Source organism: Chromobacterium sp. INPA-IVC (assembly GCF_059047085.1).
The window spans coordinates 176,462-199,560 of the sequence record NZ_JBTNLS010000005.1 but is presented as its reverse complement, the minus strand read 5'-3'; the positions used below and the strand labels follow the sequence as shown (position 1 = coordinate 199,560).

The following is a 23,099-nucleotide window of genomic DNA, read 5'->3' as shown; positions in this document are numbered from 1 at the left end:
GATGAATCCAAGCATCCGATACCTGATAGGCGTGGATGGCGGCGGCACCGGCACCCGCATCCGCCTGAACGCGGCCGACGGCTCCCCGCTGGCCCAGTCGGAAGGCGGCGCTTCGGCGCTGTCATTGGGCATCGGCAAGGCTTGGCAAGCCGTGCGCGCCACGCTGAACGACGCTTTCGAGCAGGCCGGCCTTCCCGTGCCGCCCGTCCATGAGTGCGCGCTGGGCCTGGGCCTGTCAGGCGTTCACAACAAACAGTGGGCGAGCGATTTCAAGTCCCTGGCGCCCGATTTCGCCGAGCTCCGCCTGGCCACCGACGGCTACACCACCCTGCTGGGAGCGCACGGCGGCCAGCCCGGCATCATCGTCGCGCTGGGCACCGGCAGCATAGGCGAAGCGCTGTATTCCGACGGCAGCCACCGCGAGGTGGGCGGCTGGGGCTATCCCAGCGGCGACGAAGCCAGCGGAGCCTGGCTGGGCCAGCGCGCCGCCCAGCTCACCCAGATGGCGCTGGACGGCCGCCGCAGCCACAGCCCGCTGACGCGCGCGGTGCTGGAATTCGTCGGCGGCGACTGGCAAGCGATGATGAACTGGAACGGCCGCGCCACGCCATCCCAGTTCGCCCGGCTGGCGCCGCTGGCGCTGAGCGCCGCCCGCGTCGACCCTGAAGCCGACGCGCTGCTGCGCCAGGCCGGCGAGGATGCCTGGGCGATCGCCCGCGCGCTGGACCCGCGGGACGAACTGCCGGTGGCGCTATGCGGCGGACTGGGCCAGGCGCTGCGCGACTGGTTGCCGCCGGGTTTCCGCCAGCGCCTCGTCGCGCCGCGCGGCGATTCCGCCCAAGGCGCCTTGCTGCTGCTGCAACGCTCGAACCCGCAACAATAAGGAGAAGACGATGAAACCGTTCCGCCCCGCCCTGGCCGCGTTCGCGCTGCTGGCCTGCAGCCTGTCCGCCCATGCCGAAAAAGTCCGGCTGGAATTCTGGACCGACTCGCTGAAGCCCACCTTCGACGGCTACTTCGCCAGCGTCAAGAAAACCTACGAGGCGCAGCATCCCGACGTAGAAGTGCAGTGGGTGGACGTGTTCAACGACAACTTCGAAACCAAGCTCAACGCCGCCATCGCCGCCGGCCGGCCGCCGGCGCTGGTCAACCACGACGTGCCGCGCCTGTTCAAATACGCGCAAAAAGGCACGCTGATTCCTCTGAACGCGGCGCTGGGCACGGACAAGGCCGCCTATCTGCCCAACGCGCTGGCCGATCTCAGCTTCGGAGGAAAGCTGTACGGCCTGCCGTGGTACAACAACATCAATGTGCTGGTGATCAACGGCGAGCTGTTCAAGAAAGCCGGCCTGGACCCGAAGCGGCCGATCGCCAGCCTGGACGACGAACTGCGCCTGGCCAAGATCATCAAGGCCAAGACCGGCGTGCCCGGCCTGCTGCCCCAGCTGGGCCAGATAGACGGCATCATGCTGGGCCAGGGTCTGCCGCTGATCCAGAACGGCAAAGCCGTGTTCAACAGCCCCGCCCACGTCGCGCTGATCCGCAAGCTGGCCGACGCCTACAAGGCCGGCGCGCTGGCCAGGGATAGTCTGTTCGCCGACGACAACTACCAGGCCAGCATCAAGCTGTACAACAGCGGCCGGCTGGCGATGATGGAAACCGCGCCGACCTCGGCCCAGCGCACCCAGAGCGACGCCCGCAACATCTACGCCGCCACCGTGGTGCAGCCGGCGCCGCTGGGGCCGACCAAGATCGCCCAAGGCGGCTATCTGTTCAGCTGGTCGGTATCCAAGGGCCTGCCGGCGCGCACCCAGCAGGAGGCGGTCAAGTTCGCCAGGTTTCTGACTGGCGACGCCCAGCAGCTGGCCTTCGCCAAAGTGACCGGCGCCACCTTCCCATCCACCCGGCAGGCGCTGGCCGACAGTTATTTCATCAAGACCTCGGCCGCCGGCGGCGCGGTAGAAAGCTCTCGCATCGAGGGCGCCAAGGTGGCGCTCAACATCCGCACCCTGGTGCTGACCGGCGTGCCTAATGTCGGCGATCTGAAAAAGAATCTGGTCGACAACGTGGAAGCCGCGGTCACCGGCAAGAAAGACGCGCAGAAGGCGCTGGACGACGCCGCCGCCTTCTGGAACCGCCAGCTGAAATAAACCGCTTCCCTCCTCAGCCCCTCGCCGCGTCTTCCGGCAGGGGCGCTTTTTCTTTCGAAGGCCAAGCCGGACCGCGAGCATGACGCCGACCTCCACCCGCAATGCCTGGCTGTTCCTGTCTCCCGCCCTGTTGCTGATGGGCGTGTTCACCTTCTGGCCGCTGCTGTTCGGCAGCTATGTCGCCTTCACCCGCTACGACCTGGTCTCGCCGCCGCAGTGGGTGGGCCTGGACAACTTCCGCTACCTGCTGGACGACCCGGTGTTCATCCAGGCGCTGGGCAACTCGCTACGCTACCTGCTGGTGGTGCCGGCCATCCAGTTGGCCGGCATCGCGCTGGCGGTGCTGGTGAACCGGGCGCTGCCCGGCATCAAATGGTTCCGCGCCGCCTTCTACCTGCCGGTGATCACCACGGTGTCGGTGGTGGGCATCATGTGGAACTGGATGTACGCCGATTACGGCGTGCTCAACGGCGCGCTGCACTGGCTGGGATGGGTAAAGCAGGAACACGATGTAGGCTTTCTCAGCGATGAGGACCTGGCGCTGTATTCGGTGATGTTCGTCACCTTCTGGCGCGGCATCGGCTATTACATGGTGCTGTATCTCGCCGGCCTGCAGGCGATTCCAGCTGAGATGCAGGAGGCCGCGCGGCTGGACGGCGCCAATGCCTCGCAGCGCTTCTGGCGCATCACCCTGCCCATGCTCAAGCCCACCATCCTGTTCTGCAGCCTGATCTCCACGCTGGACGCGATCAAGGCTTTCGAGGAGGTGCTGGTGATGACCCGCGGCGCGCCGATGAACTCCACCTACACCGCGCTCTACTACGCCTTCCATCAAGGCTTCAACCAGCTGGATTTCGGCCGCGGCAGCGCCGCCGGACTGGTGCTGACCCTGGTCTGCCTGCTGCTGGCCTGGCTGAATTTCAAGCTGATCCGCGCCGATCACCGCTGAGGACGACATGACCGCCATCGCCCTGAACCGCGCCGCGCCGCGCAAGCTGCTGCGCCGCCTGCCCGACTACCTGCTGCTGCTCGCCCTCTCCTTCGCCTGCGTCTATCCCTTTCTGTGGACGCTGGGCATCGCCGTCGGCGACGGCGAGCAGGTGTTCGACTTCCCGCCGCCGCTGTGGCCGAAAGACGCCGGCTGGCGGCACTTCGCCGCGGTGTGGGACGCCATCCCGCTGGGGCGCTTTTTCTGGAATTCGCTATGGATTTCCGGCCTGACCACGCTGGGCACGCTGGCGGTGTCGGCGCTGGCGGCGTTTCCGCTGGCCAAGCTGCGCTTCCGCGGCCGTCAGGCGGTGTTCTACGCCATCATCGCCACCCTGCTCTTGCCCAGCGAGATCAACTTCATCAGCAACTACGTCACCATCAGCCGGCTGGGCCTGGACGACAGCCGGCTGGGCGTGGTGCTGCCGTCCATCGCCGGCGCTTTCGGCATCTACCTGATGAAGCACGCGTTCGAGGAGATTCCGGACGAGATCGTCGACGCCGCGCGAATGGACGGCGCCAGCGACTGGCAGGTATTCCGACGCATCTGTCTGCCGCTGTCCCTGCCCTACCTCGCCACCTTGGGCATCTTCACCCTGGTGTGGTCGTGGAACGTCTACGTCTGGCCCAGCGTGGTGCTGAAGACGCCGGATCTGTACCCGCTGTCGGTCGGCGTGCTCTATCTGAAGGGCGCGTTCGCCACCTCCACCCGGATGGTGGCCGCCGGCGCGGTGCTGACCATCCTGCCGGTGCTGGCGGTGTTCGCGCTGTGCCAGCGTTACTTCATGCGGGGGATGGACGGAGCGGTGAAATGAGAAAACCTCGCCGCCGTCCCGCGACATTGGCTCAGCCAGCCCGTATCATTGCGCTCCATCTTTCTCCCAGGAGCCGAGCGTGAGCGATATCGGCAACAGAGGGCTTCTCGCCTCCCTGTTTCTCGCCCTTTCCACCAGCGCCGCGGCCGTTCCGCCGGCTCGGAATCTGCCGGAACCGGCCATCACGGTTCGTTTCGATTATTACCCGCAAGACCTCGCCAGAATCCGCGCGCTGGAGCATAAGCTGGCCAGCGCGATCAAACGCGCCAAGGCCGGCGAACTAGGCGAAACCGAACTGCACCTGGACGGCAATGACGGCTTTTTGTACCTGTACGGCCCCGATCCGGACCGGCTATACGCGGCGGCCCGCCCCATCCTGCAGCCATCCAGGCTGATGCGCCATGCCGAAGTCACAAAACAGGATGCCGTCGGCTCAAAAACCTTTCCGCTGGCCAAGGGCGATGCGGATTAAATCCGCAAACCGCCGCGTGATCGCCGCAGGATAATTCGCCATGCCTGGCAGCATCGACTGCCGCCATGATTTCGATGCGCGACGATTCATGCCCAGCGCCGCCATCGAAACGGGCATGCGCCGCGAACGAGTCTTATTGTCAGACATCGCCGCCGTCATTTAATCTGCTCGGCACGACCTTACATTCCACAACCATACGGTCGATACATAACCATACCAAGGCAAAGGAAATCGCCGCATGGACACCCGCTCCCTCGCATCGCACCGCCCATTGAACCGACAGGACTGCAAGACGCTGTTCCTGGCCGCGCTGGGCGGCGCGCTGGAGTTCTACGACTTCATCATCTTCGTGTTTTTCGCGGTGGTGCTGGGCAAGCTGTTCTTCCCGCCGTCCATGCCGGACTGGCTGAGCCAGCTGCAAACCTTCGGCATCTTCGCCGCCGGCTATCTGGCGCGCCCGCTGGGCGGCATCGTGATGGCGCATTTCGGCGACCTGATGGGCCGCAAGCGCATGTTCACGCTGAGCATCGTGCTGATGGCGCTGCCGACGCTGGCCATGGGCATGCTGCCCACCTATCACGAAATCGGCATGGCTGCTCCGCTGCTGCTGCTGGCGATGCGCATCCTGCAGGGCGCGGCGATAGGCGGCGAGGTGCCGGGCGCCTGGGTGTTCGTCGCCGAGCATGCGCCGGCCCGCCACACCGGCTTCGCCTGCAGCGTGATCACCTCCGGCCTGACCATAGGCATCCTGCTGGGCTCACTGATCGCCACCGCGATCAATCTGGCCTTCAGCCCGCAGCAGATCGCCGACTGGGCGTGGCGCGTGCCCTTCCTGGTGGGAGGCGTGTTCGGCCTGGTGGCGATGCAGCTGCGCCAATGGCTGCACGAGACGCCGGTGTTCGCTGAGATGCAGGCGCGCAAGGCCCTGTCCGAGGAGCTGCCGCTGAAAACCGTGCTGAAGAAGCACAAGGCCGCCGTCGCGTTGTCGATGTTCGTCACCTGGTTTCTGGCCATCTCCATCGTCGTCGCCATCCTGATGGCGCCGGCCTATCTGCAAAAGCAGTTCGGCCTGCCGGCGGTGGACACGCTGCGCGCCAACAGCCTGGCCATCGTCGCGCTGACACTGGGCTGCCTGGTGGCCGGCGTGTCCAGCGACCGCCTGGGCAGCGGCCCCACCTTCATCGGCGGCAGCCTGCTGCTGGCGGCCAGCAGCTACGCGTTCTACTCGTCGATGGCGGTGCACGCCGGCCAGCTGTACACGCTGTATCCGCTGCTGGGCTTCAGCGTGGGCATCGTCGGCGCGGTGCCGCTGGTGATGGTGCGCGCCTTCCCGCCGCAAGTGCGCTTCTCCGGCCTGTCCTTCTCGTATAACGTCGCCTACGCCTTCGCCGGCGGCCTGACGCCCATCCTGCTGTCCATCTGGCTGAAATACGACGCGCTGGCGCCGGCCTACTACCTGATGCTGCAATGCCTGATCGGCCTGCTGGTGGGCTGCTACCTGCTGTTCGCCGGCAGGAAGACCGGCTCGGCGGCGCTGGCTCAGGAAGGCTGAACCGGCATCACGCTGGTCTCGTCCACCGGCGGCAGCCTGGCCGCCGGGTCCTGGCGATAGAACTGGCTCAGCAGCCGGTACAGCTCGGGATAATCCCGCCGCGCCAGATGCGGGATCTCGAAGAAGGCCTCGCTGAGCACGGCGAAGAATTCCGCCGGATTTTCGCTGGCATACGGGTCCAGCCAACCCTCCACCCCGTGGTCCACCTCGCGGCAGAACTGCCGGTAGGCCTGGTTCCAGGCCCGGCTCCAGACGGCGCGATCCATGCCCTTGTGCAGGGGCGGCGCGCCGTTGGCCGGGCCGTCCAGCATGTCGAACTGGTGCGCCGTCTCGTGGATCACCACATTCCAGCCGTCCAGCAGCGGCGATTCGTTGACGTCCGGCCAGGAAAACACCAGCGGTCCCTGGTAGTGGGCCTGGCCGATCAGCACCTGCTCGCCCTCGTGGGTGAGCCCTATCCCATCCTGCCAGCGGTTGCGCGCCACGAACGGGGCCGGGTACAGTATCGCCTCGCGCCAGTTTTCATAGGCGCGCATGCCCAGGTTCATGCCCGGCAACGCCAGTTGCAGGGCCAGCCGGCAGCGCATGGCATCGTCCACTTCCATGTCTTCCAGGCCGGTGATGGTCTTGGCCAGCAGCAGTTCGCCGGCCAGCCTGACCAGACGGTCTGTTTCTTCGGTCGACAAACCGACCAGCAGCGGCATGCCGCCCGCCTCGTCCCGCAACCGCGACAGCAAGGCGGCCGGTATCCGTTTGCCGCCCAGGCGGCGCATCCAGTCTAATAGCATGAACTCTTGGCTCGGAATCGCGTCAGTCATTGATACCTTAGGGCGGGGAAGGAGCAATTCAATGCCCCGCCCCGCAATACAGGAGAAACCATAATGACCCTCCCTCTCTGGCACAATCTGATGCTGAACCCGCTGGCAGCGTTCGGCATTCTGCTGGCGCTGGGCGTGATAGGCGGCCAGATCGCGGTGCGCGTGGCGCGCCTGCCCGCCATCACCGGCTACATCGTCACCGGCCTCATCATCGGCCCCTACAATCTCAACCTGCTCAATCAGCAATTGCTGAACGAAGCTTCGCTGTTCGTGCAACTGGCGTTGGGCATCGCGCTGTTCGAAGCCGGCCGCCGCGTGGACCTGCGCTGGCTGCGGGTGGAGAAAACCCTGCTCGCCACCACGCTGCTCTACTGCCTGCTGGTGTTCGGCGCGCTGTTCGCGCTGCTGAACGGCAACGGCTTCGGCGCGCCGGCCAGCCTGATGCTGGCGGCGCTGGGCATGGCCACCTCGCCCATCGTGGTGCTGGAGATCGTGCGCGAATCGCGCGCCGACGGCCAGGTCAGCGAACGGCTGCTGACCGCCACCGCGCTGTCCAGCCTGCTGGCGATGGCCGGCTTCGCGCTGGCGCTGTCCTACACCCATCTTTCCGCCGACCACAGCGTGGAGGACGGCATCCTGATGCCGGGCTGGCTGATCCTGGGCTCGGTGGCGCTGGGCCTGGTCGCCGGCCTGGTCACCACCCAGCTCAACCGCTGGCTGGGCGGCCACCAGCGCGAGGCCCAGCGCGTGCTGCTGTTCGGCCTGATCGCGCTGCTGGTCGGCGCCGCCGACATGCTGCAGCTGCTGGCCTTGCTGGCGCTGTTGGTCGCCGGCATGAGCACCCGCACGCTGCGCCACGGCTACACCGTCAGCGAGCCCGGCATCCTGTCGCTGAGCCATGTCTTCACCGTCGCCTTCTTCGTCTCCGCCGGCGCCCACCTGTCGCCTCAGGCGCTGGCCTCGCACTGGCAGCTGGCGCTGCTGTGCCTGATCCTGCGCAGCGGCATCGGCATGCTGGTGTGGTGGCTGGCCGCGCGCGGCAACGGCCTTTCCCGCAAACAGGGCGCCTGGCTGGGGCTGGCGCTCAGCCCGATGAACAGCGGCTCCGCGCTGTTGCTGGGCCTGGGCATCGTGTCGCTGGGCGAAGCCGCCACCAGCTTCAGCGCGGCGCTGATGGCCGCGCTGCTGATCAACGAGATCGTCGCCCCCGTCCTCACCCGGCTGGCCTTGCGCCTGGCCGGCGAAACCACAGGAGCCAGCCATGCTTGAATTCAACCAAAGCCAGCCGCTCACCCTGGGCGTGGAGCTGGAGCTGATGATACTGAACCGCCGCGACTACAATCTCACCCGCGGCTCCGACGATCTGCTGCTGCAGATCAACCGCAAGCCGCACGGCTTCGACATCAAGCCCGAGATCACTCAGGGCATGATAGAAATCGGCACCGCCGTCCATAGCGACGTCAACGCGATGCTGGAAGAGCTGCTCGCCATCCGCAAGCTGCTGGTGGACAGCGCCCACAAGCTCAATCTGGGCCTGGCCGGCGGCGGCGCCCATCCGTTCCAGCACTGGGAAGACCAGCGCATCTACCCCAAGGAGCGCTACCACCTGGTGTCCGAGCTGTACGGCTACCTGGCCAAGCAGTTCACCGTCTACGGCCAGCACATCCACATCGGCTGTCCGGACGGCGACGTCGCGGTGCGGCTCACCCACTACCTGGCCCGCTATATCCCGCACTTCATCGCGTTGTCGGCGTCGTCGCCGTTCTATCAGGGCGTGGACACCTCGTTCCAAACGTCGCGGCTGACCAGCGTCAACGCCTTCCCGCTGTCCGGCTGCATGCCGGTGGTGGATAGCTGGAGCGCGTTCAACGACTACTTCGAACGGATGGAGGCGCTGGGCATCGTCGCCAGCATGAAGGACTTCTATTGGGACATCCGGCCCAAGCCGGAATACGGCACCGTGGAAATCCGCATCTGCGACACCCCGCTTTCCATCGAGACTCCGGTGCTGCTGGCCGCCTACGCCCAGATGCTGGCGCGGCGCTGCTTCGAGGAGGAATGGAACGACATCTGCTCCGAGCCCTACCTCACCTACAGCTACAACCGCTTCCAGGCCTGCCGCTTCGGTTTCGACGGCGTGATGGTGGATGCCCGCTCCAAGAACCAGCTGGGACTGCAGGAAGACCTGCTGGACACGCTGCGCGCGCTGGAACCGCACGCAGAGGCGCTGGGCAGCCAGCACCAATTGGCGGCACTGCGCCAGCGGGCGCTGAAATGCCATAGCGACAGCCGCTGGCTGCGCCAGGTGTTCGAGCAGAGCGGCTCGCTGAGCGAAGTGGTGCGGCGCCAGAGCGAGCACTGGATGTACGCCGAGCCGGGAGTCGGCGTAAACTGAGCGATTCCAATCGGATCGCCCTTTATGCCTTTCGAACTCCCGCAACAGCCGGCGCCGGAACTGCCCGCGCGCTGGTGCGTATTCAACGGCGGCCTGCTCTGGCTGCAGAACCAGCAGCTGCCGGCGCATCCGCCTGCCGGCTGCGCGCTGACTGGCCAGCGCTTTCTCGGCATCCACGAAGGCAGCAATCTGTTCATGGCGGACCTGGTCGGCGAAGCGCCGCCGCAAGCGGGAGAATGGCTGCCTCTGCGGCCGGCGCTGATGGCCATGCCCGCGGCCCAGGTTCAGGCGGCCGCCCGCGCCGCCCAACTGCGCCAGTTCTTTCACAGCCACCGCTTCTGCGGCCATTGCGCCACGCCGCTGGCGGTAAACAGCGACCAACTGGGCCGGCATTGCCCCAGTTGCGGCCAGGTGTACTACCCCCGCATCTCCCCCGCCATGATGGTGCTGGTCCGCCGCGGCCGCGAACTGCTGCTGGCCCGCAGCCCGCATTTCACGCCCGGCATGTACAGCGCGCTGGCCGGCTTCGTCGAACCCGGCGAAACGCTGGAAGAGTGCGTGCACCGCGAAACCTTGGAGGAAGTGGGCATCAAGGTGAAAAACCTGCGCTACGCCTTCTCCCAGTCCTGGCCTTTCCCGCACTCGCTGATGCTGGCCTTCACCGCCGAATACGACGGCGGGGATATCCGCCCGCAGGAAGGGGAAATCGAGGACGCCGGCTGGTTTGACATCGACGCGCTACCGACGCTGCCCTCGCCGATCTCCATCGCCCATCATCTGATCGCCCATGGGCGCGAGCTGATTTGCAACAATGCCACGTAGGTTTTCTGGCGGAATATTAAATTTTATTTAACTCCCTTATCCAGTAAACCCGTCTGGCCATCGTTCCGTTTTGCTAACTGCCTCCCGCTCAAATCCATGCGGGAGGTCTCTTATTCGCCAAGACGGAATGCCATATGAAAGTAAAATACACTCGTGAACTGACCTTGGCGCTTTGCCTCGGCGCCGCATGCGCCGGCGCGCAAGCCGCCCCCATGACGGTGGATAGCCTGGATGGCCCCGTCACCGGCAACGAGATCCAGTCTTTCGTCGGTTTCGCTCAAGGCATGCAGCCGATCATCTCCGGATCCGGCGAAGAATGGAGCCAGGGCGACGATGGCAAAGCCATGAAGGCGCTGTCCCAGGTTTACGATATCGCCCCCCGCAAAGAAATCCTGGACAAGATGACCGACTACTGCGACACCCTGCTGTCGCAGCGCAACGACATGCTGCCCGCCCCCGCCGGACAACGGAAGATCTGGACCGGCCGCATCGACCCGGTATGGCCCAACACGCCCGATACATATCCGATACAGACCGGCGGCGAACAAGGCGATCCTGTGGGCCATCTGGCCAGCTGCGCCCGCGCGATCCTCAAGACCCCGGCGCTGTACAAGCAAAACGTAGCGGGCGGCGACCGCTACCGCTTCGGCGCCACCTATCTGCAACGCGCCAAGACCTACCTCGCCGAAGCCGACAAGACCGTGGACCAGCACATCCTGAAATCGCTGCTGACGCTGAAGGACGGCCGCATGTATTTCGCCGACAACTCACCGTACCAAGGCGGCAAGCCGGTGCCTTGGAATCAGCAGATGATGTTCGACTACGGCTTCATGAACCTGGCCCAGGCCCATGAACTGCTGAAAGACGACCCGGCCCGCGTCCAACGCTACGACGCCATCGTCAAAACCAATCTCGACTGGTTTTTCCAGTCTGGCCTCACCCGCTATACAGACAAGGCCGGCAAAGCGGCCTACAACTGGGCCTATGCCATGCCGGCCACCGGCGGCGAGGACTGCAATCACGGCAGCATGGACGTGTACGGCTTCTACCGCCTGTTCCTGAGCGGCCGTTACGGCCTCGCCGCCAAGCAGATGGAGCCGTTCGGCGACACGGTCGCCGACGTGATGCGTCTGGGCGACCGCCACTACGCCGGCCGGGTGGATGGCAGCAGCGACAACACCAGCAAGCACGGCGGCGAAACCAACTACCTGCGCACCGGCTTCATGCTCGCCGCCCTGTCCCGCCCGGATGCCTACTACACGATGATGAGCGACGCCGGCATCCAGGACGGCGGCTCCTCTGGCGCGCCGGGCGTCTACGCCAATTTCCTGACGATCAAATCCCTGCGCGCCGGCAGTGCCGCCAGCAAGGGCAAGAAGCATTGATCTGAACCAGGCGGCGAGTCATCCGCGCGCCTCGGCAGCGCGGATGATTCACTTACTTCGCCCACAAATAGATGCTTGGCGGCAAAGGTCAACATCCCCCGCCCCTTCAACTCATGCAAATAAAACCACGCGCAGCCCACTTCCCGGCCCACCAGAAATTCAAATAGAATATTTGCTCGAGAAAAGCATTGCAAAATGCTCCTCGCCTTGTCTACTCCCGGATAAAAGAGTCAATCGTGAAACAGAAAACCCCGCTGAGCCTTGCCTTGATATTGACCTTGCCCCTTGCCTGCGCGAACGCGCAGGCGGCCGCCATGACCGTGGACAGCCTGGACGGCCCGGTCACCCGCAATGAAATCCAGTCCTTCGTCGATTTTGCTCAGGGCTTGCAACCCGGCGCGTCCAATGTCGACAACGAATGGGCGCAAGGCCGCAGCGGCGAAAACCTGAAAGCCATGGCCCTGGTTTACGACATCGCCCCGAGCCAGCCCCTGCTGGACAAGATGGTGTCCTTCTGCGACGCGCTGCTGTCGGAACGCAACGATATCCTGCCGGCCCCTACTGGCCAGCGAGTGATCTGGACCGGCCGCATCGACCCGGTATGGCCGAACAAGCCGGACCTCAGCCCGATTCAGACCGGCGGCGAGCAAGGCGACCCGGTAGGCCACTTGGCCAGCTGTGCCCGCCAAATCCTGAAAACCACTGCGGTATACAACCAGAAAGTGGCCGGCGGCGACCCCTTCCATTTCGGCGCCACCTATCTGCTGCGCGCCAAGACCTATCTGAGCCAAGCCGACAAGACGGTTGACCAGCACATCCTGAAATCGCTGATCAAGTTGACCGACGGCAACCGCATGTACTTCGCCGCCAACGCGCCATACAAGGCCGGTCTGCCCGTGCCGTGGAACCAGCAGATGATGTTCGGCTACGGTTTTCTCAACCTGGCCCAGGCGCATGAACTGCTGAAAGACGACCCGGCCCGCGTCAAACGCTACGACCAGATCCTGCAAGCCAATCTGGACTGGTTCCTCCAGTCCGGCCTCACCCGCTACACCGACAAGGCCGGCCGCCCCGCCTACGATTGGGGCTACACCATGCCCGACACCTCCGGCGAAGACAACAGCCATGGCAGCCTGGATACCGCCGGCCTGTACCGACTGTATCTAAGCGGACGCTACGGCCTGCAAGCCGCGCAGCTGGCGCCCATCGCCAACACCGTTCTCGACGTGATGCGCCTGGGCGACCGCCACTACGCCGGTCGCCTCAACGGCACCACCGGCGCCGGCAACAGCAAGGACACCAACTACCTGCGCAGCGGCTACCTGTTCACCGCGCTGTTCCAACCCGGCGCCTACTACGCCATGATGAGCGACGCCGGCATCCAGGATGGCAGCAACGCCTCCCGCATCGACGCCTTCTCGCGCTTCCTGGCGGTGAAAGCCGCGCGCGCGGCCGGCAACGCCAAACAGAAACAATAGCGCCGCCCCCCAGCGTCTTGCCAAAAACAAACCGCACAGCTCGCTGTGCGGTTTTATCTTGCGTGCCTCACTACAGCGGGTACCTACTCCCGCGGCTCAAGTAACTGCTTAAACTCGCTAGCAAAACCCCTGACCCTGCGGTACGCCTCCTTCAAATAAGCTTTGTATAAAGCAAATCGTTTTGTAAAAGCTAAGGCATTATTAAAGTATGCCGAATTCAAATTAAATCAAACACTTAAAAGCACGCACAAAAGTCAAAACCGCTCCCCCTTAGATTAAAACAGCCACCAATCGTGCAGTGGACTGCTCAGAACGCTCACCGTTGCCGGCAGATCACAGATTGGTATACGTGATGGCATTCCGGCTATCTCGACAAAATACGCGTTATGCTTTACGCAAGCTGGCTTACCCGCAACCTGTCGATAGATTTTATAGAAAGCCTTATCGCCATCAAACACAGCCCATGCACCAATAATTAAAATTAAACCATTTAATATCAGAATTAAATTCATGCCAATATAACTATGGCCAATTAAGCAAGTTTTATATTTCCGTGTTGGCAATGAGTTCTCATGACAATCAAAGTATCGAAAGAATAAATAATTCATGGTTTATTGTCTTTAATATGCTAATGTAATTATGTTCTTGCAAAGATGATAATCAACCTGATTTCCGCCTGAGAAAATCGAATCAAAGCAGGAACGTGCAAGCGAATGCATGAATGTTGATACCTATTGCATTAATCATGAATGTTTTGCTTAAGGAGATATTAAATGGTTGCGAAATATGCTCGTTTTTTTCTGCTGATTTGTGCGCTGCTTATCGCAGGATCCGCAGGAGCCGATACCAAACATGGGTTGAAACGCCTAGATAGCTCCAGCATCCTATCGTTTATCAAAACCGAGAATACCCCGAGCGCGCACGTTGAAGTTCATCTGGCCTCAGGCGCTTCCAATTACCAGACCCGCATTCTGGAAACTGCCACCACCTTCTACAACGAAATCGATGGCACCTGGCAACTGCTGGCGAATGGCGATCTGGGCTTCATCAAAACCGCCAACACCCCGAACAACCGTGTGGAAGTGCATATCGCCTCGCTTGCCTCCGGCTACCAGACCCGCATTTTGGAAACTGCCACCACCTTCTACAACGAAACCGATGGCACCTGGCAACTGCTGGCGAACGGCGATCTGGGCTTCATCAAAACCGCCAACACCCCGAGCGGCCGCGTAGAAGTGCACATCGCCTCGCGCGCCTCAAACTATCAAACCCGCACGCTGGAAATCGCCACCACCTTCGCCAATGAAAACGACGGCACCTGGCAGCTGTTGGCGAATGGAGACCTGGCGTTCATCAAAACCGCCAATACGCCGAGCGGCAACGTAGAAGTGCACATCGCCTCGCGCGCCTCCAACTATCAGACCCGCACGCTGGAAACCGCCACCACCTTCGCCAATGAAAACGACGGCACTTGGCAGCTGCTGACCAACAATGACTTGGCCTTCATCAAGACCGCCAACACCCCGAGCGGCCGCGTAGAAGTGCATATCGCTTCAAGCGCGTCCAACTACCAGACTCGCACTCTGGAAACTGCCACCACTTTCATCAATGAAACCGATGGTGTTTGGCAGTTGCTGGGCCAGTGAGATCGTGCTGCGGCGGCAGGCCGCAATCGTAAATTGGGAAACATGCCAATCAACAAATACCATGCTTCGGCTTGAAAAGGTTTTGATTCAAACTCTCGATTCTAGATAAACCCTCAAGGCCATTACAGTTTAGAGATGGGAAAAGAAGCCTTACCTGCCGCTCTGGAAAAAATTTAATTACATCGAATGCTAGCCGAAAATCAATAAAAGCCCCGCTGATGCGGGGCTTTCTCTATCTACGCCACATTCCCCACATTGAAACACCAAAGTAATATATCCTTTTCCCATGGCATCCCAGCTTCACCGTTACCGGCTCCAACGCTGACATTGCTTGGCCAGGTTGACTGGCAATGATGCATTTACGGCCTCAACAGCGGGATTGTGTTCGCGCAGCTCGTCAAATTCAGGACGACAATCAGCAGACAAAGAGACTTGCTCGACAGCACGGCCATCCTCGGAAGCAAGACAGACCCGTTGAGATCAGGCAGCCCAATACCTCAAAGAAATTACGGATCGCAGTAGCTGGAAAATTGGCGGCACGTCTCAGCAGGATAGCAAAACACAAGGCCGAAAAAGGATGGCGACTCAGGGGCGGGGGAAGCGCAGCGAAAAGTAGTCCTGATATTGCAGAGGCGATCAAGGGCCCCCAATTCCGCAAGCTACGAGTCCAAACCGGCACAGATAAGACAGACGATTCTGGCAATGCCAAACAGGCATAGCGGCACTTACGGCACAGTTCCGTCACAATGACCAAGACGTATATTCGGAATAAAAAGGAGACAAGGCCAAAACGACCAAGCAATTGCGGAGCACGCCGGTTTTTGCGGAGCAAATGATAAGGGCCTTGTATCGCTACAAGGCCCTTGGAATATGGTGCCGGCGGCAGGAATCGAACTCGCGACCCCCTGATTACAAGTCAGGTGCTCTACCAACTGAGCTACACCGGCGAAGAGAGACGCATTATGCCCGGCTGTTTATTTCTTGGCAAGAGGCTTAGCGCTTTTTCTTGTGCTTATGGTGCGGTTTGGCAACTGCCTTCTTGTTTTTATGGGCCTTATGCTTATGCGCTTTGGCGGGCTTGTGGGCTTTCTTTTGAGCGTGATGCTTGGCGGGCCCTTTTTTCAGATGCTTGCCGCCTGCGTGGGCGCGCTTGTTCTTGGCGGCATGCTTGGATTTTGCGTGGTTCGGTTTGACCGCATGTTTTTTAACATGAGTCTTGCCGGATTTGGCATGCGGCGCCTTGGCTTTGCGCTGCGCATGAGCGGCAGGCTTGGACGTGTGGGCTGGCGCGGCTTTGGCGCGGGGCTGATGCAGCGGTTTGGCTGCGGGAGCGGGCTGGAAGTCGCCAGGCAGCGGCTGGTCTTCCGGCTCTGCGTGGCTCAATGGGCTGGCGATGGCCAGGCCGATGGCGATGAACGGGCTTATCAGCTTGATCAGGTTCATTTTGTTATCGGATTCGTTGGAGGGAAACCGTTGATCGGAATCATGGCGGTATTTGCCTATATTAGCATGAGTGCGGAAGGCGGCCAGAAACCGGGCGCTGTCGAACCCGCGTAACGAAAGGATGTGCTGGATCAGGAGTGATTGCCATGAAGCTTTCCACCCGCCTGGGCATTCTGGTGTTGAACGCTGGCTTAGGCCTCATTGTCTTAGCCGGCGTTGCCCTACACAGCCTGCATGAGTCCCTGCTTGATGATCGCCGCTCGCAAATACATACCCTGCTGACCTTGGCCGCCGAGCAGGTCTCACATTTCCAGAAACTGGAGCAATCCGGCAAGCTGTCCCGGCCGGAAGCGCAGCGGCGGGCGATTGAGGCGATGAGCAGCCTGCGCGACAAGGGCACTTATGTTTTCGCCCGCGACGGCAACAGTCTGGTGCTGGTTCACCCGGACAAGCGCAAACTGGGCAAGGCCGATCCCGGGGAAAAGCTGCCTGATGGGCGCACCCTGGTCCAGGCTTATCAGGACGCGCTGCGCGACGCTGATTTCGGCTTCGTGCAGATACGCACCCGCCGCCCCAATGGAGATGTGCCGCTGCCCAAACTCAACGCGGTGATGCGTATCCACGACTGGAACTGGACCATAGGCACCGGGGTGTTTCTGGATGATGTCGACGAGGTGTTCAGCCGGCTGGCGATGCGGCTGCTGTTGATCGGCGCGGCGGTGCTGGCGACGGTGATCGCGATGGCCTGGCTGGCGGCCCGTTCGATCTACGCCGTGATAGGCGGGGAGCCCTACGACGCTTCGCGCACGGCGCTGGACATCGCGGCGGGCGATTTGACCTTGAGCGTGAAGAGCGAAGGCCGGGGCAGCCTGATGGAGGCCATTTCCACCATGCAGGCCAGCCTGCGCGGCATGATACAGAGCCTGCAGCGCGGCGCGACGGACCTGGAGCGCGCGGTGGGCGGCCTGAGCGGCCAGGTGGAGCGCATCAACGACGCGGCGCACCGATCGCTGCTGGCCACGCAAGGCACCTCCCGCGAGATCGAATCCATGGCGGCCTGCAGCAACCAAGTGAGTGCCTGCGCGGGAGAAACGGAGAGCGATTCGCTGCGTTCCTGCCGGCTGGCCGGCGAAGGCGAGAAGCTGGCGATGCTGGCTGCGGACGAAATCCAGCTGGTATCGGGGCAGATCGCCAGCGCGTCTTCGCTGATCGGCGGCCTGACCGACCGCTCCCGCGAGATAGACGGCATCGCCGGCGAGATCAAGGAGATCGCCGACCAGACCAATCTGCTGGCCTTGAACGCGGCGATAGAGGCGGCAAGAGCCGGAGAGACTGGGCGCGGTTTCGCCGTAGTGGCGGACGAAGTGCGCAAACTGGCCGAGCGCAGTGCTCAGGCCACGGAAAGAATCACCGGCATGGTGAAGCGGATCCAGGAGGATACCGGCTCCGTGGCGGACAGCATGAGCGAGGTGAGACCGCTGGTGGCCCGCGGCGTGGAGCGCGCGAAAGAGGCTGCCCAAGCGCTGCGCGAGATCAACCAGGGCGCCGAGCACACGCTGGACCAGATCCGCACAATGGCAAAGGTGGCCACGGAGCAGGCTGAGGCCGGGCATAGCGTCGCCACCAACGTGGCGTCCATCTCCCAGATGGTGGACGCGTCCCAAGCCTCGGTATCCGAAGTGAACGGCAATGTCGAGGCGCTGTCCGCGCTGGCCCACCAGCTCAAGGACTCGGTGGCCAAATTCCGTCTGTGATCAGAACTCCTGCTCCATCCGCAAGACAGACAGCCCGCAGCGAAATGAAAAAGGGCGGCTTTCGCCGCCCTTCTTTCCGCCATGACGCTTAGCGCGTCCTTCCCGCCCGCCACAGCACGTCAGGCACGCCCTGTTCCCGATTCAGGTAGCGCGCAAGCACGAACAGAAAATCCGACAAGCGGTTCAGATAACGGCGCAAGGCCTGGGACAGTTCTTCCTCGCGGGCCAGCGCCACCACGGCGCGCTCGGCCCTGCGGCAAACGGAACGCGCCTGGTGCGCCAGCGCGGCGCTGCGCAAGCCGCCGGGAAGAATGAACTCCTTCAGCGGCCCCAGTTCCTCGTTCATGAAAGACACCAACGCCTCCAGCGCCTGCACATGGCCGTCGGATATGGCGCTATAACCGGGAACGGCGAGTTCCGAACCGAGATCGAATAGATCATGCTGGATTTCCGCCAGCCACTCCGCCATCGGCTGCGGAGGAGACTCCGCCAGCAACACGCCGATCACTGAGTTGAGCTCGTCGACATCCCCAAGCGCCTGGATGCGGGCGCTGTCCTTAGCTACGCGGCTGCCGTCGCCCAGGCCGGTGGAGCCGTCGTCGCCGGTGCGGGTGACGATGGAGGACAAACGGTCACTCATGCCCGTCCTCCCCTATTCTGCGCACGCCGTCGCCATCGCTCAGCGCCTGCCGCAAACTTTCTTTCAGCGCATCGCCGAACAGCATTTCATAATCCTCTTTCAATTGATGCATCATCCCGGACAACATTTGCTTGGCCTGCACCTCGATCGCGTCCTGCAACCATAGCGACAGCTCCACTTTCATCCGCGGCAGCATGCGTTCGTACAGGGAGTTGAACAAGGCCTGCTCGTCCAGCACCGTCGCCGGCGGCCCTTGCCGCCCTGCCCCGGCGGCGGACGACATCGCGGCCACCTTGACCACCGAAACGGGCGCATCCAGCGCCATCTCCTGCGGCGGCGCAGGTGCATCCTCCGGCGCAGGCGCGGCCAGGCTCCGGCCCAACAGGCCGGACAAGGCCGGCATGTCCTCGTCTTCCAACGGCGCGGGCTGCGGCACCGCCTCGTACAAGGTGGATACCGCGTCGCCATGCTCCTCTGCCGCGGGCTCCGCCTGGACATTTTCTGCGTGTGCATCCACAGCCTGCGGCGTCGGGACGGGCTCTGGCAAGACCGCTTCCAGCGGAATGGCCTCCAGCGCCGCAAGATCCGCGTCCAGGGCCGGCTCGGCCTGGGAGTGAGCCGCCTCGGCAGGCTCCGCGAAACCATCCATCGCCTCGGCATGTGCCGGATCAGCGTCCGAAGCCAGCTCCGCGAGCTCTGCCGGCTCGGTCATTGCTGCCGGCTCCGATGCGGCCGTTTCATCCGACTGCGCGCCATCCGAAGAGGAAGGCTGCGGAACGGACTCATCAGACGCCTCCATCTCTGCGTGCGGAAGCATCGCATCAGTGGAAGCCTCTTCAGCAAATCCCGGCTCGACAACCGCCGCCGGCTCCAGAACCGTCGACTCGGCCAATGCCGCCGGCTCCGACGGGATCACGACATCCGGCTGCGCGCCATCCTGGGACGACGCCAGATCGGTCTCGCCAAACGGCTCCGCCTCTGCCGGCGAAAATTCGGCATCAGTCGGCTCGCCCTCGACGAACGCCTGTTCGACCTCCGGCGATGGCTCCAGGCTCTCGGCCTGCGCAACGTCGCCCTCTACCAGCTCAAACGCGCCTGCCTCCGGCGGCTCGGCCTCAATGAACGGCGTAGGCTCCCGCTCAACCTCCTGCTCGACAAGCACGGGCAAAGCCTCAAGCTCAGCCTCCTCTGCAAGCGCATCGGCAACAAGCCCAATCGGCTCGGACGCAGGCTCCAGCCCAGAATCGACCGACGGCTCCGCACCGGCGACAGGCTGTGGCTCTTCCACCAACTGCGGGACAACCGCGTCAAATGCCTCCACCGGCATATCCGGATCAAGCGCCGGCTCGGCCTCCGCAGCTTCCGACGACTCATCCGGCACAGTGAGCGCTTGCGTCTCCGGCATTGCCTGCGCCACATCCTCCTCAGCGGCGGCAACCGGCTCCGTCACGCTCTGCGCAAGCGCCTGGTGCTGCTCCATCGGCATCGCGGCCAACGGCTCAACCGGCGCGTCCACAAATGATTCCGGCGCGTCGCTCTCCAAGCCAGGTTCTGCCTCGTAAGCGACGGCATCCGCCTCTGCGGTTTCCTGTGCCTGCTCGATGTCAGCCGTGGGCTGGACCATCTCAGCCTCAAGGCCTGCTCCGGGCAAAGCGTCGTCCGCCTCCGCCGCATGCGGGGCTTCCGGCGCAACCGCCAAGGCCTCGATGGGCTGCGCCGCGGCGGTGGATGGCTCCTCCCGCTGCGGCAAGCCGAACGCTTCGGCCACTTCTCGATTGGCGGCCTGTTGTTTGGCCCGCTCCTCCGCCAGCACGCGCTCCGCCTCGGCGATCATGTCCTTGATCGTCGGCTTGGGCGGCTCGGCCTGCTGCTGGGACGGCAGCTCTGACAGCCACTCCAGCCCGCTGGACGGCGGCGGCTCGCGGCCTGCGCCGCCACCCAGCACGCCGCTGGGCAGGCTGTCGATGGAAATGGAAGTGAATGGCGGCGGCTCATCCGCCGCCTGGGCCGTCTCCATCGCGCTGGCTGGAGAGGCCTCCTGCGCGGACAGCGCTTCGTGGCTGTCCGCCGCATTCGGAACCGACAGTTCGGGAAGGAGTTCCGCCGCGACAGGCGGCGCCTCAATCGCGCCCTCAGGCTCCAGCTCTGGCATCGCCGGCGCGCTCTCGGCTGCGGCCTGGCGCGCGTCGGCGGGAAGCTCGCCGGCCGCGGCCACCACATCGCCCCAACCCATCTCGCCCGCAACGACCGCCTCCGCGGCATCTTCTGCCGGCGCCGCCGAATGCGGTTCGGATGGTTCCTCGCCGGACGGCTGCGGATCAGCCCTGGCCATCAACTCGGCCAGTCCATCCGCCTCCGGGGCGTGCGCCTCGGCCTTGGGCTCCAGCACGAAGCCCAGCTCCTCGCCATCAGCCGCGATGTCGGCGTCCGCCAGCTCCAGCGACGGCAAACCGCTGAAATCCAGGCCGCCGGCCGACTCGGCTTCCGGCTTGGGCGCCTCCAACAATTCGTCCAGCGTCAGTTCGGGAATTTCCAGCTGAGGTTCGCCCTCGTCCAACTCGGCCGCCAGCAAATCTAGCTCGGAAGAGAAATCGAACTCGGGCACGTCCGCCTGCGCCTCCGCGGACGCCTCCTCGGCCAGTGTCGGCACCGTCTGTTCATCCACCACTTCAGTCAGGACCGGCAGGTTGAGGCCGCTCCAGTCGGGCTCGTCGGCTTTCGGCGACTCGGTCATGGCGTTTGACTCATGTCGTGATGTTCGATCGCGCAACCATGCTCACGGTAGACACGGAAACGCTCGCGGGCAGTGGCCAGCGACTCCGGGTCGCGCCCCACTATTTCAAGAATGCGCTCAAACCTGCCGAATTCATAGGGCAATTGCGGCCCCAGATTCAACAATACCGGGTGGGTCAAGTCATCCGGCAGGCTGGCCGCGAGCCAGACCGGCGTCTCCGCCGCGCCCGGCTCGCCCAGCCGGCAATGCGGCACGAAGCGGGTATCGCCGAAACTCCACAAGCGGTTGCTGAACACTTCGACGCTGCGTTCGCTGTCCAGCCAGATCAGCAACCGTTCCTTCTTGCGCTGCACGGTATCCGCCAATCTGCAGGCGAAAGCCTGCGGATCGGCGACATTGGTGTAGAAATCAATCTTGCTCATCGTCTGCCACTTCGGGCGCCTCGCGGCGCGGGCGGCCGCGGCGCACCACGTTGCCCAGCGCGATGTCGGCGCGGTCTTGCAGGAACTGCACCAGCAGCGGCACCGGACGCGCGGTGGCGCCCTTGTCCTTGCCGCCCTTCCAGGCGGTGCCGGCGATGTCCAGATGCGCCCAGTCGTAAGCCTTGGCGAAACGGGACAGGAAGCAGGCCGCGGTGATGCTGCCGCCCGGACGGCCGCCGATATTGGCCATGTCGGCGAACGGGCTCTTCAGCTGCTCCTGGTATTCGTCCCACAGCGGCATGTGCCAGGCGCGGTCGGCCACTTCTTCGCCGGCGGCGAGCAGCTCGCGCGCCAGGCTATCCTGGTTGCTGTACAAGGCGGTGGCGATATGGCCCAGCGCGATCACGCAAGCGCCGGTCAACGTGGCGACGTCCACCACCGTGGCCGGATTGAATCGTTCGGCATAGGTCAGCGCATCGCACAGGATCAACCGGCCTTCGGCATCGGTGTTCAGCACTTCGATGGTCTGGCCGGACATCGAGGTGACGATGTCGCCCGGCTTGACCGCATTGCCTGCCGGCATGTTCTCGCAGGTGGGCACGATGGCGACGATGTTCAACGGCAGGTTCATCTCCACCGCGGCGCGGAACGCGCCCAGCACGGTGGCTGCGCCGCACATGTCGTACTTCATCTCGTCCATGCCCTCGCCCGGCTTCAGCGAAATGCCGCCGGAATCGAAGGTGATGCCCTTGCCCACCAGCACGATGGGCTTGTCGCTCTTGTCCTTGGCGCCTTGGTGCTTCAGCACGATCAGGCGCGCTTCTTCGCTGCTGCCCTTGGCCACGGACAGGAAGGAATGCATGCCCAGCTCGGCGATTTCCTTCGGCCCCAGAATCTCGGCCTCGCCGCCGAAAGCATCGGCGACTTTGCGTCCCTCGTCGGCCAGGTAGCTCGGCGTGCAGACATTGCCCGGCAGATTGCCCAGGTCTTTGGCCAGCCTCATGCCGTTGCCGATGGCCAGGCCGCGTTGCAGGCCCTTTTCGCCGTCGGCCAGGTCGCTGCGGCGCGGCACAGCCAGCGTCAGCTTGCGCGGTTCGCGCGCGGATTCATCCTGCTTGCTCTTGAAGCGGTCGAAGCGGTACAGCGCGTCCAGGGTCACCACGGTGGCCTGTTCGATCATCCACTCCACGTCATGCTTCTTGACGGTCAATTCAGACAGGTAGCTGACGGCCTCGCTGGCTGAGGTCTGGGTCAGCGCCTTGACCGAGGCGCGGACGGCCTCGCGATACTCCTTGGCGCGGAACTCCCGCTCCTTGCCCAGGCCGACCAGCATCACCCGGTCGCACAGCGTGTGCGGCACCGAATGCAGCACCAGCGTGCTGCCAAGTTTCCCCTCCATATCGCCGTGGCGGATCACGTCGCTGATGAAGCCGTTGGAGATGCGATCGAGCAGATCAGCGGCAAAGGTGAGCTTGCGCGATTCATAAACGCCGACCATCACGCAGGCGACGCGCTGCTTCTCCGGGCTGCCGCTTTTTATGTTAAATTCCATAGGTACTCCGCTGTAGAACGAGTGTCGTTGCGCC

Annotated in this window: 20 protein-coding genes and 1 tRNA gene; 14 read left to right on the top strand and 7 right to left on the bottom strand. The window is 63.5% G+C overall.

The annotated features are described in order from the left end of the window. The first annotated feature begins 1 nt into the window (after position 1). The 7 genes from ACX17K_RS10700 to ACX17K_RS10670 all read left to right on the top strand — a co-directional run bounded on the left by ACX17K_RS10700 (position 2) and on the right by ACX17K_RS10670 (position 5,976). Positions 2 to 883 (top strand): glucosamine kinase nucleotide-binding domain-containing protein, encoded by an 882-nt coding sequence (locus ACX17K_RS10700; RefSeq protein ID WP_493774768.1) that lies wholly within the window; start codon positions 2 to 4, stop codon positions 881 to 883. 10 nt (positions 884 to 893) lie between these two features. Next, positions 894 to 2,150 carry an ABC transporter substrate-binding protein gene (locus tag ACX17K_RS10695; protein WP_493774767.1) on the top strand — a complete coding sequence of 419 codons (1,257 nt, stop codon included), beginning with the start codon at positions 894 to 896 and terminating at the stop codon, positions 2,148 to 2,150. Positions 2,151 to 2,229: 79 nt separating this feature from the next. Beyond that, positions 2,230 to 3,099, top strand: a complete 870-nt coding sequence (locus ACX17K_RS10690) for a carbohydrate ABC transporter permease (protein WP_493774766.1) — start codon at positions 2,230 to 2,232, stop codon at positions 3,097 to 3,099. 7 nt (positions 3,100 to 3,106) lie between these two features. After that, entirely contained in the window at positions 3,107 to 3,952 is an 846-nt protein-coding gene (locus ACX17K_RS10685; RefSeq protein ID WP_104947456.1) for a carbohydrate ABC transporter permease, read from the top strand. A gap of 79 nt (positions 3,953 to 4,031) precedes the next feature. Beyond that, positions 4,032 to 4,424: a hypothetical protein gene (locus ACX17K_RS10680; RefSeq protein ID WP_493774765.1), complete on the top strand. Its 393-nt coding sequence runs from the start codon at positions 4,032 to 4,034 to the stop codon at positions 4,422 to 4,424. 40 nt (positions 4,425 to 4,464) lie between these two features. Next, a complete protein-coding gene (locus ACX17K_RS10675) occupies positions 4,465 to 4,587 on the top strand; it encodes a hypothetical protein (protein WP_493774764.1) in 123 nt (40 codons plus the stop codon). Positions 4,588 to 4,662: 75 nt separating this feature from the next. Beyond that, positions 4,663 to 5,976, top strand: coding sequence for an MFS transporter (locus tag ACX17K_RS10670; protein WP_493774763.1), 1,314 nt, complete (start codon positions 4,663 to 4,665; stop codon positions 5,974 to 5,976). Here ACX17K_RS10670 and ACX17K_RS10665 read toward each other — a convergent pair. Further along, entirely contained in the window at positions 5,964 to 6,764 is an 801-nt protein-coding gene (locus ACX17K_RS10665) for a M90 family metallopeptidase (RefSeq protein WP_231162835.1), read from the bottom strand. The two genes, ACX17K_RS10670 and ACX17K_RS10665, sit on opposite strands and share 13 nt — an antisense overlap. A gap of 93 nt (positions 6,765 to 6,857) precedes the next feature. Between ACX17K_RS10665 and ACX17K_RS10660 the strand changes: the two genes are divergently transcribed. The 6 genes from ACX17K_RS10660 (at position 6,858) to ACX17K_RS10635 (ending at position 14,520) form a co-directional block, all read left to right on the top strand. After that, positions 6,858 to 8,063 (top strand): cation:proton antiporter, encoded by a 1,206-nt coding sequence (locus ACX17K_RS10660; RefSeq protein WP_493774762.1) that lies wholly within the window; start codon positions 6,858 to 6,860, stop codon positions 8,061 to 8,063. Continuing rightward, positions 8,056 to 9,189 carry a YbdK family carboxylate-amine ligase gene (locus ACX17K_RS10655; protein WP_231153504.1) on the top strand — a complete coding sequence of 378 codons (1,134 nt, stop codon included), beginning with the start codon at positions 8,056 to 8,058 and terminating at the stop codon, positions 9,187 to 9,189. The genes ACX17K_RS10660 and ACX17K_RS10655 overlap by 8 nt, the downstream gene beginning before the upstream one ends. Before the next feature lie 24 nt (positions 9,190 to 9,213). Continuing rightward, entirely contained in the window at positions 9,214 to 10,011 is a 798-nt protein-coding gene (gene nudC, locus ACX17K_RS10650) for an NAD(+) diphosphatase (protein ID WP_493774761.1), read from the top strand. A 134-nt stretch (positions 10,012 to 10,145) separates the two neighbouring features. Further along, the gene (locus tag ACX17K_RS10645; protein ID WP_493774760.1) at positions 10,146 to 11,396 is read left to right on the top strand and encodes a hypothetical protein; all 1,251 of its coding nucleotides are present in this window, start codon (positions 10,146 to 10,148) and stop codon (positions 11,394 to 11,396) included. Positions 11,397 to 11,632: 236 nt separating this feature from the next. Then, a complete protein-coding gene (locus ACX17K_RS10640) occupies positions 11,633 to 12,874 on the top strand; it encodes a hypothetical protein (RefSeq protein ID WP_493774759.1) in 1,242 nt (413 codons plus the stop codon). A gap of 773 nt (positions 12,875 to 13,647) precedes the next feature. Next, positions 13,648 to 14,520, top strand: coding sequence for a hypothetical protein (locus ACX17K_RS10635; RefSeq protein WP_493774758.1), 873 nt, complete (start codon positions 13,648 to 13,650; stop codon positions 14,518 to 14,520). Positions 14,521 to 15,391: 871 nt separating this feature from the next. Here ACX17K_RS10635 and ACX17K_RS10630 read toward each other — a convergent pair. Together ACX17K_RS10630 and ACX17K_RS10625 are read right to left on the bottom strand one after the other, a co-directional pair. Then, a tRNA-Thr gene (locus ACX17K_RS10630) sits at positions 15,392 to 15,467 on the bottom strand. 46 nt (positions 15,468 to 15,513) lie between these two features. Then, complete coding sequence (locus ACX17K_RS10625) at positions 15,514 to 15,963, bottom strand: hypothetical protein (protein WP_493774757.1); 450 nt, start codon at positions 15,961 to 15,963, stop codon at positions 15,514 to 15,516. A 146-nt stretch (positions 15,964 to 16,109) separates the two neighbouring features. Between ACX17K_RS10625 and ACX17K_RS10620 the strand changes: the two genes are divergently transcribed. After that, positions 16,110 to 17,717 carry a methyl-accepting chemotaxis protein gene (locus ACX17K_RS10620; protein ID WP_493774756.1) on the top strand — a complete coding sequence of 536 codons (1,608 nt, stop codon included), beginning with the start codon at positions 16,110 to 16,112 and terminating at the stop codon, positions 17,715 to 17,717. An 88-nt stretch (positions 17,718 to 17,805) separates the two neighbouring features. Here the strand turns inward: ACX17K_RS10620 and ACX17K_RS10615 are convergent, their stop codons facing one another. Genes ACX17K_RS10615 through ACX17K_RS10600 form a run of 4 tightly spaced genes read right to left on the bottom strand, consistent with a single transcriptional unit; the run spans position 17,806 to position 23,065 of the window. After that, a complete protein-coding gene (locus ACX17K_RS10615; RefSeq protein WP_021477571.1) occupies positions 17,806 to 18,357 on the bottom strand; it encodes a cob(I)yrinic acid a,c-diamide adenosyltransferase in 552 nt (183 codons plus the stop codon). Next, a complete protein-coding gene (locus ACX17K_RS10610; protein WP_493774755.1) occupies positions 18,350 to 21,091 on the bottom strand; it encodes a hypothetical protein in 2,742 nt (913 codons plus the stop codon). Before ACX17K_RS10610 ends, ACX17K_RS10615 begins: the two co-directional genes overlap by 8 nt. After that, positions 21,088 to 21,513: a DNA polymerase III subunit chi gene (locus tag ACX17K_RS10605; RefSeq protein ID WP_493774754.1), complete on the bottom strand. Its 426-nt coding sequence runs from the start codon at positions 21,511 to 21,513 to the stop codon at positions 21,088 to 21,090. The genes ACX17K_RS10610 and ACX17K_RS10605 overlap by 4 nt, the downstream gene beginning before the upstream one ends. Continuing rightward, the gene (locus ACX17K_RS10600) at positions 21,500 to 23,065 is read right to left on the bottom strand and encodes a leucyl aminopeptidase (RefSeq protein WP_046167493.1); all 1,566 of its coding nucleotides are present in this window, start codon (positions 23,063 to 23,065) and stop codon (positions 21,500 to 21,502) included. The genes ACX17K_RS10605 and ACX17K_RS10600 overlap by 14 nt, the downstream gene beginning before the upstream one ends. Positions 23,066 to 23,099: the final 34 nt, after the last annotated feature.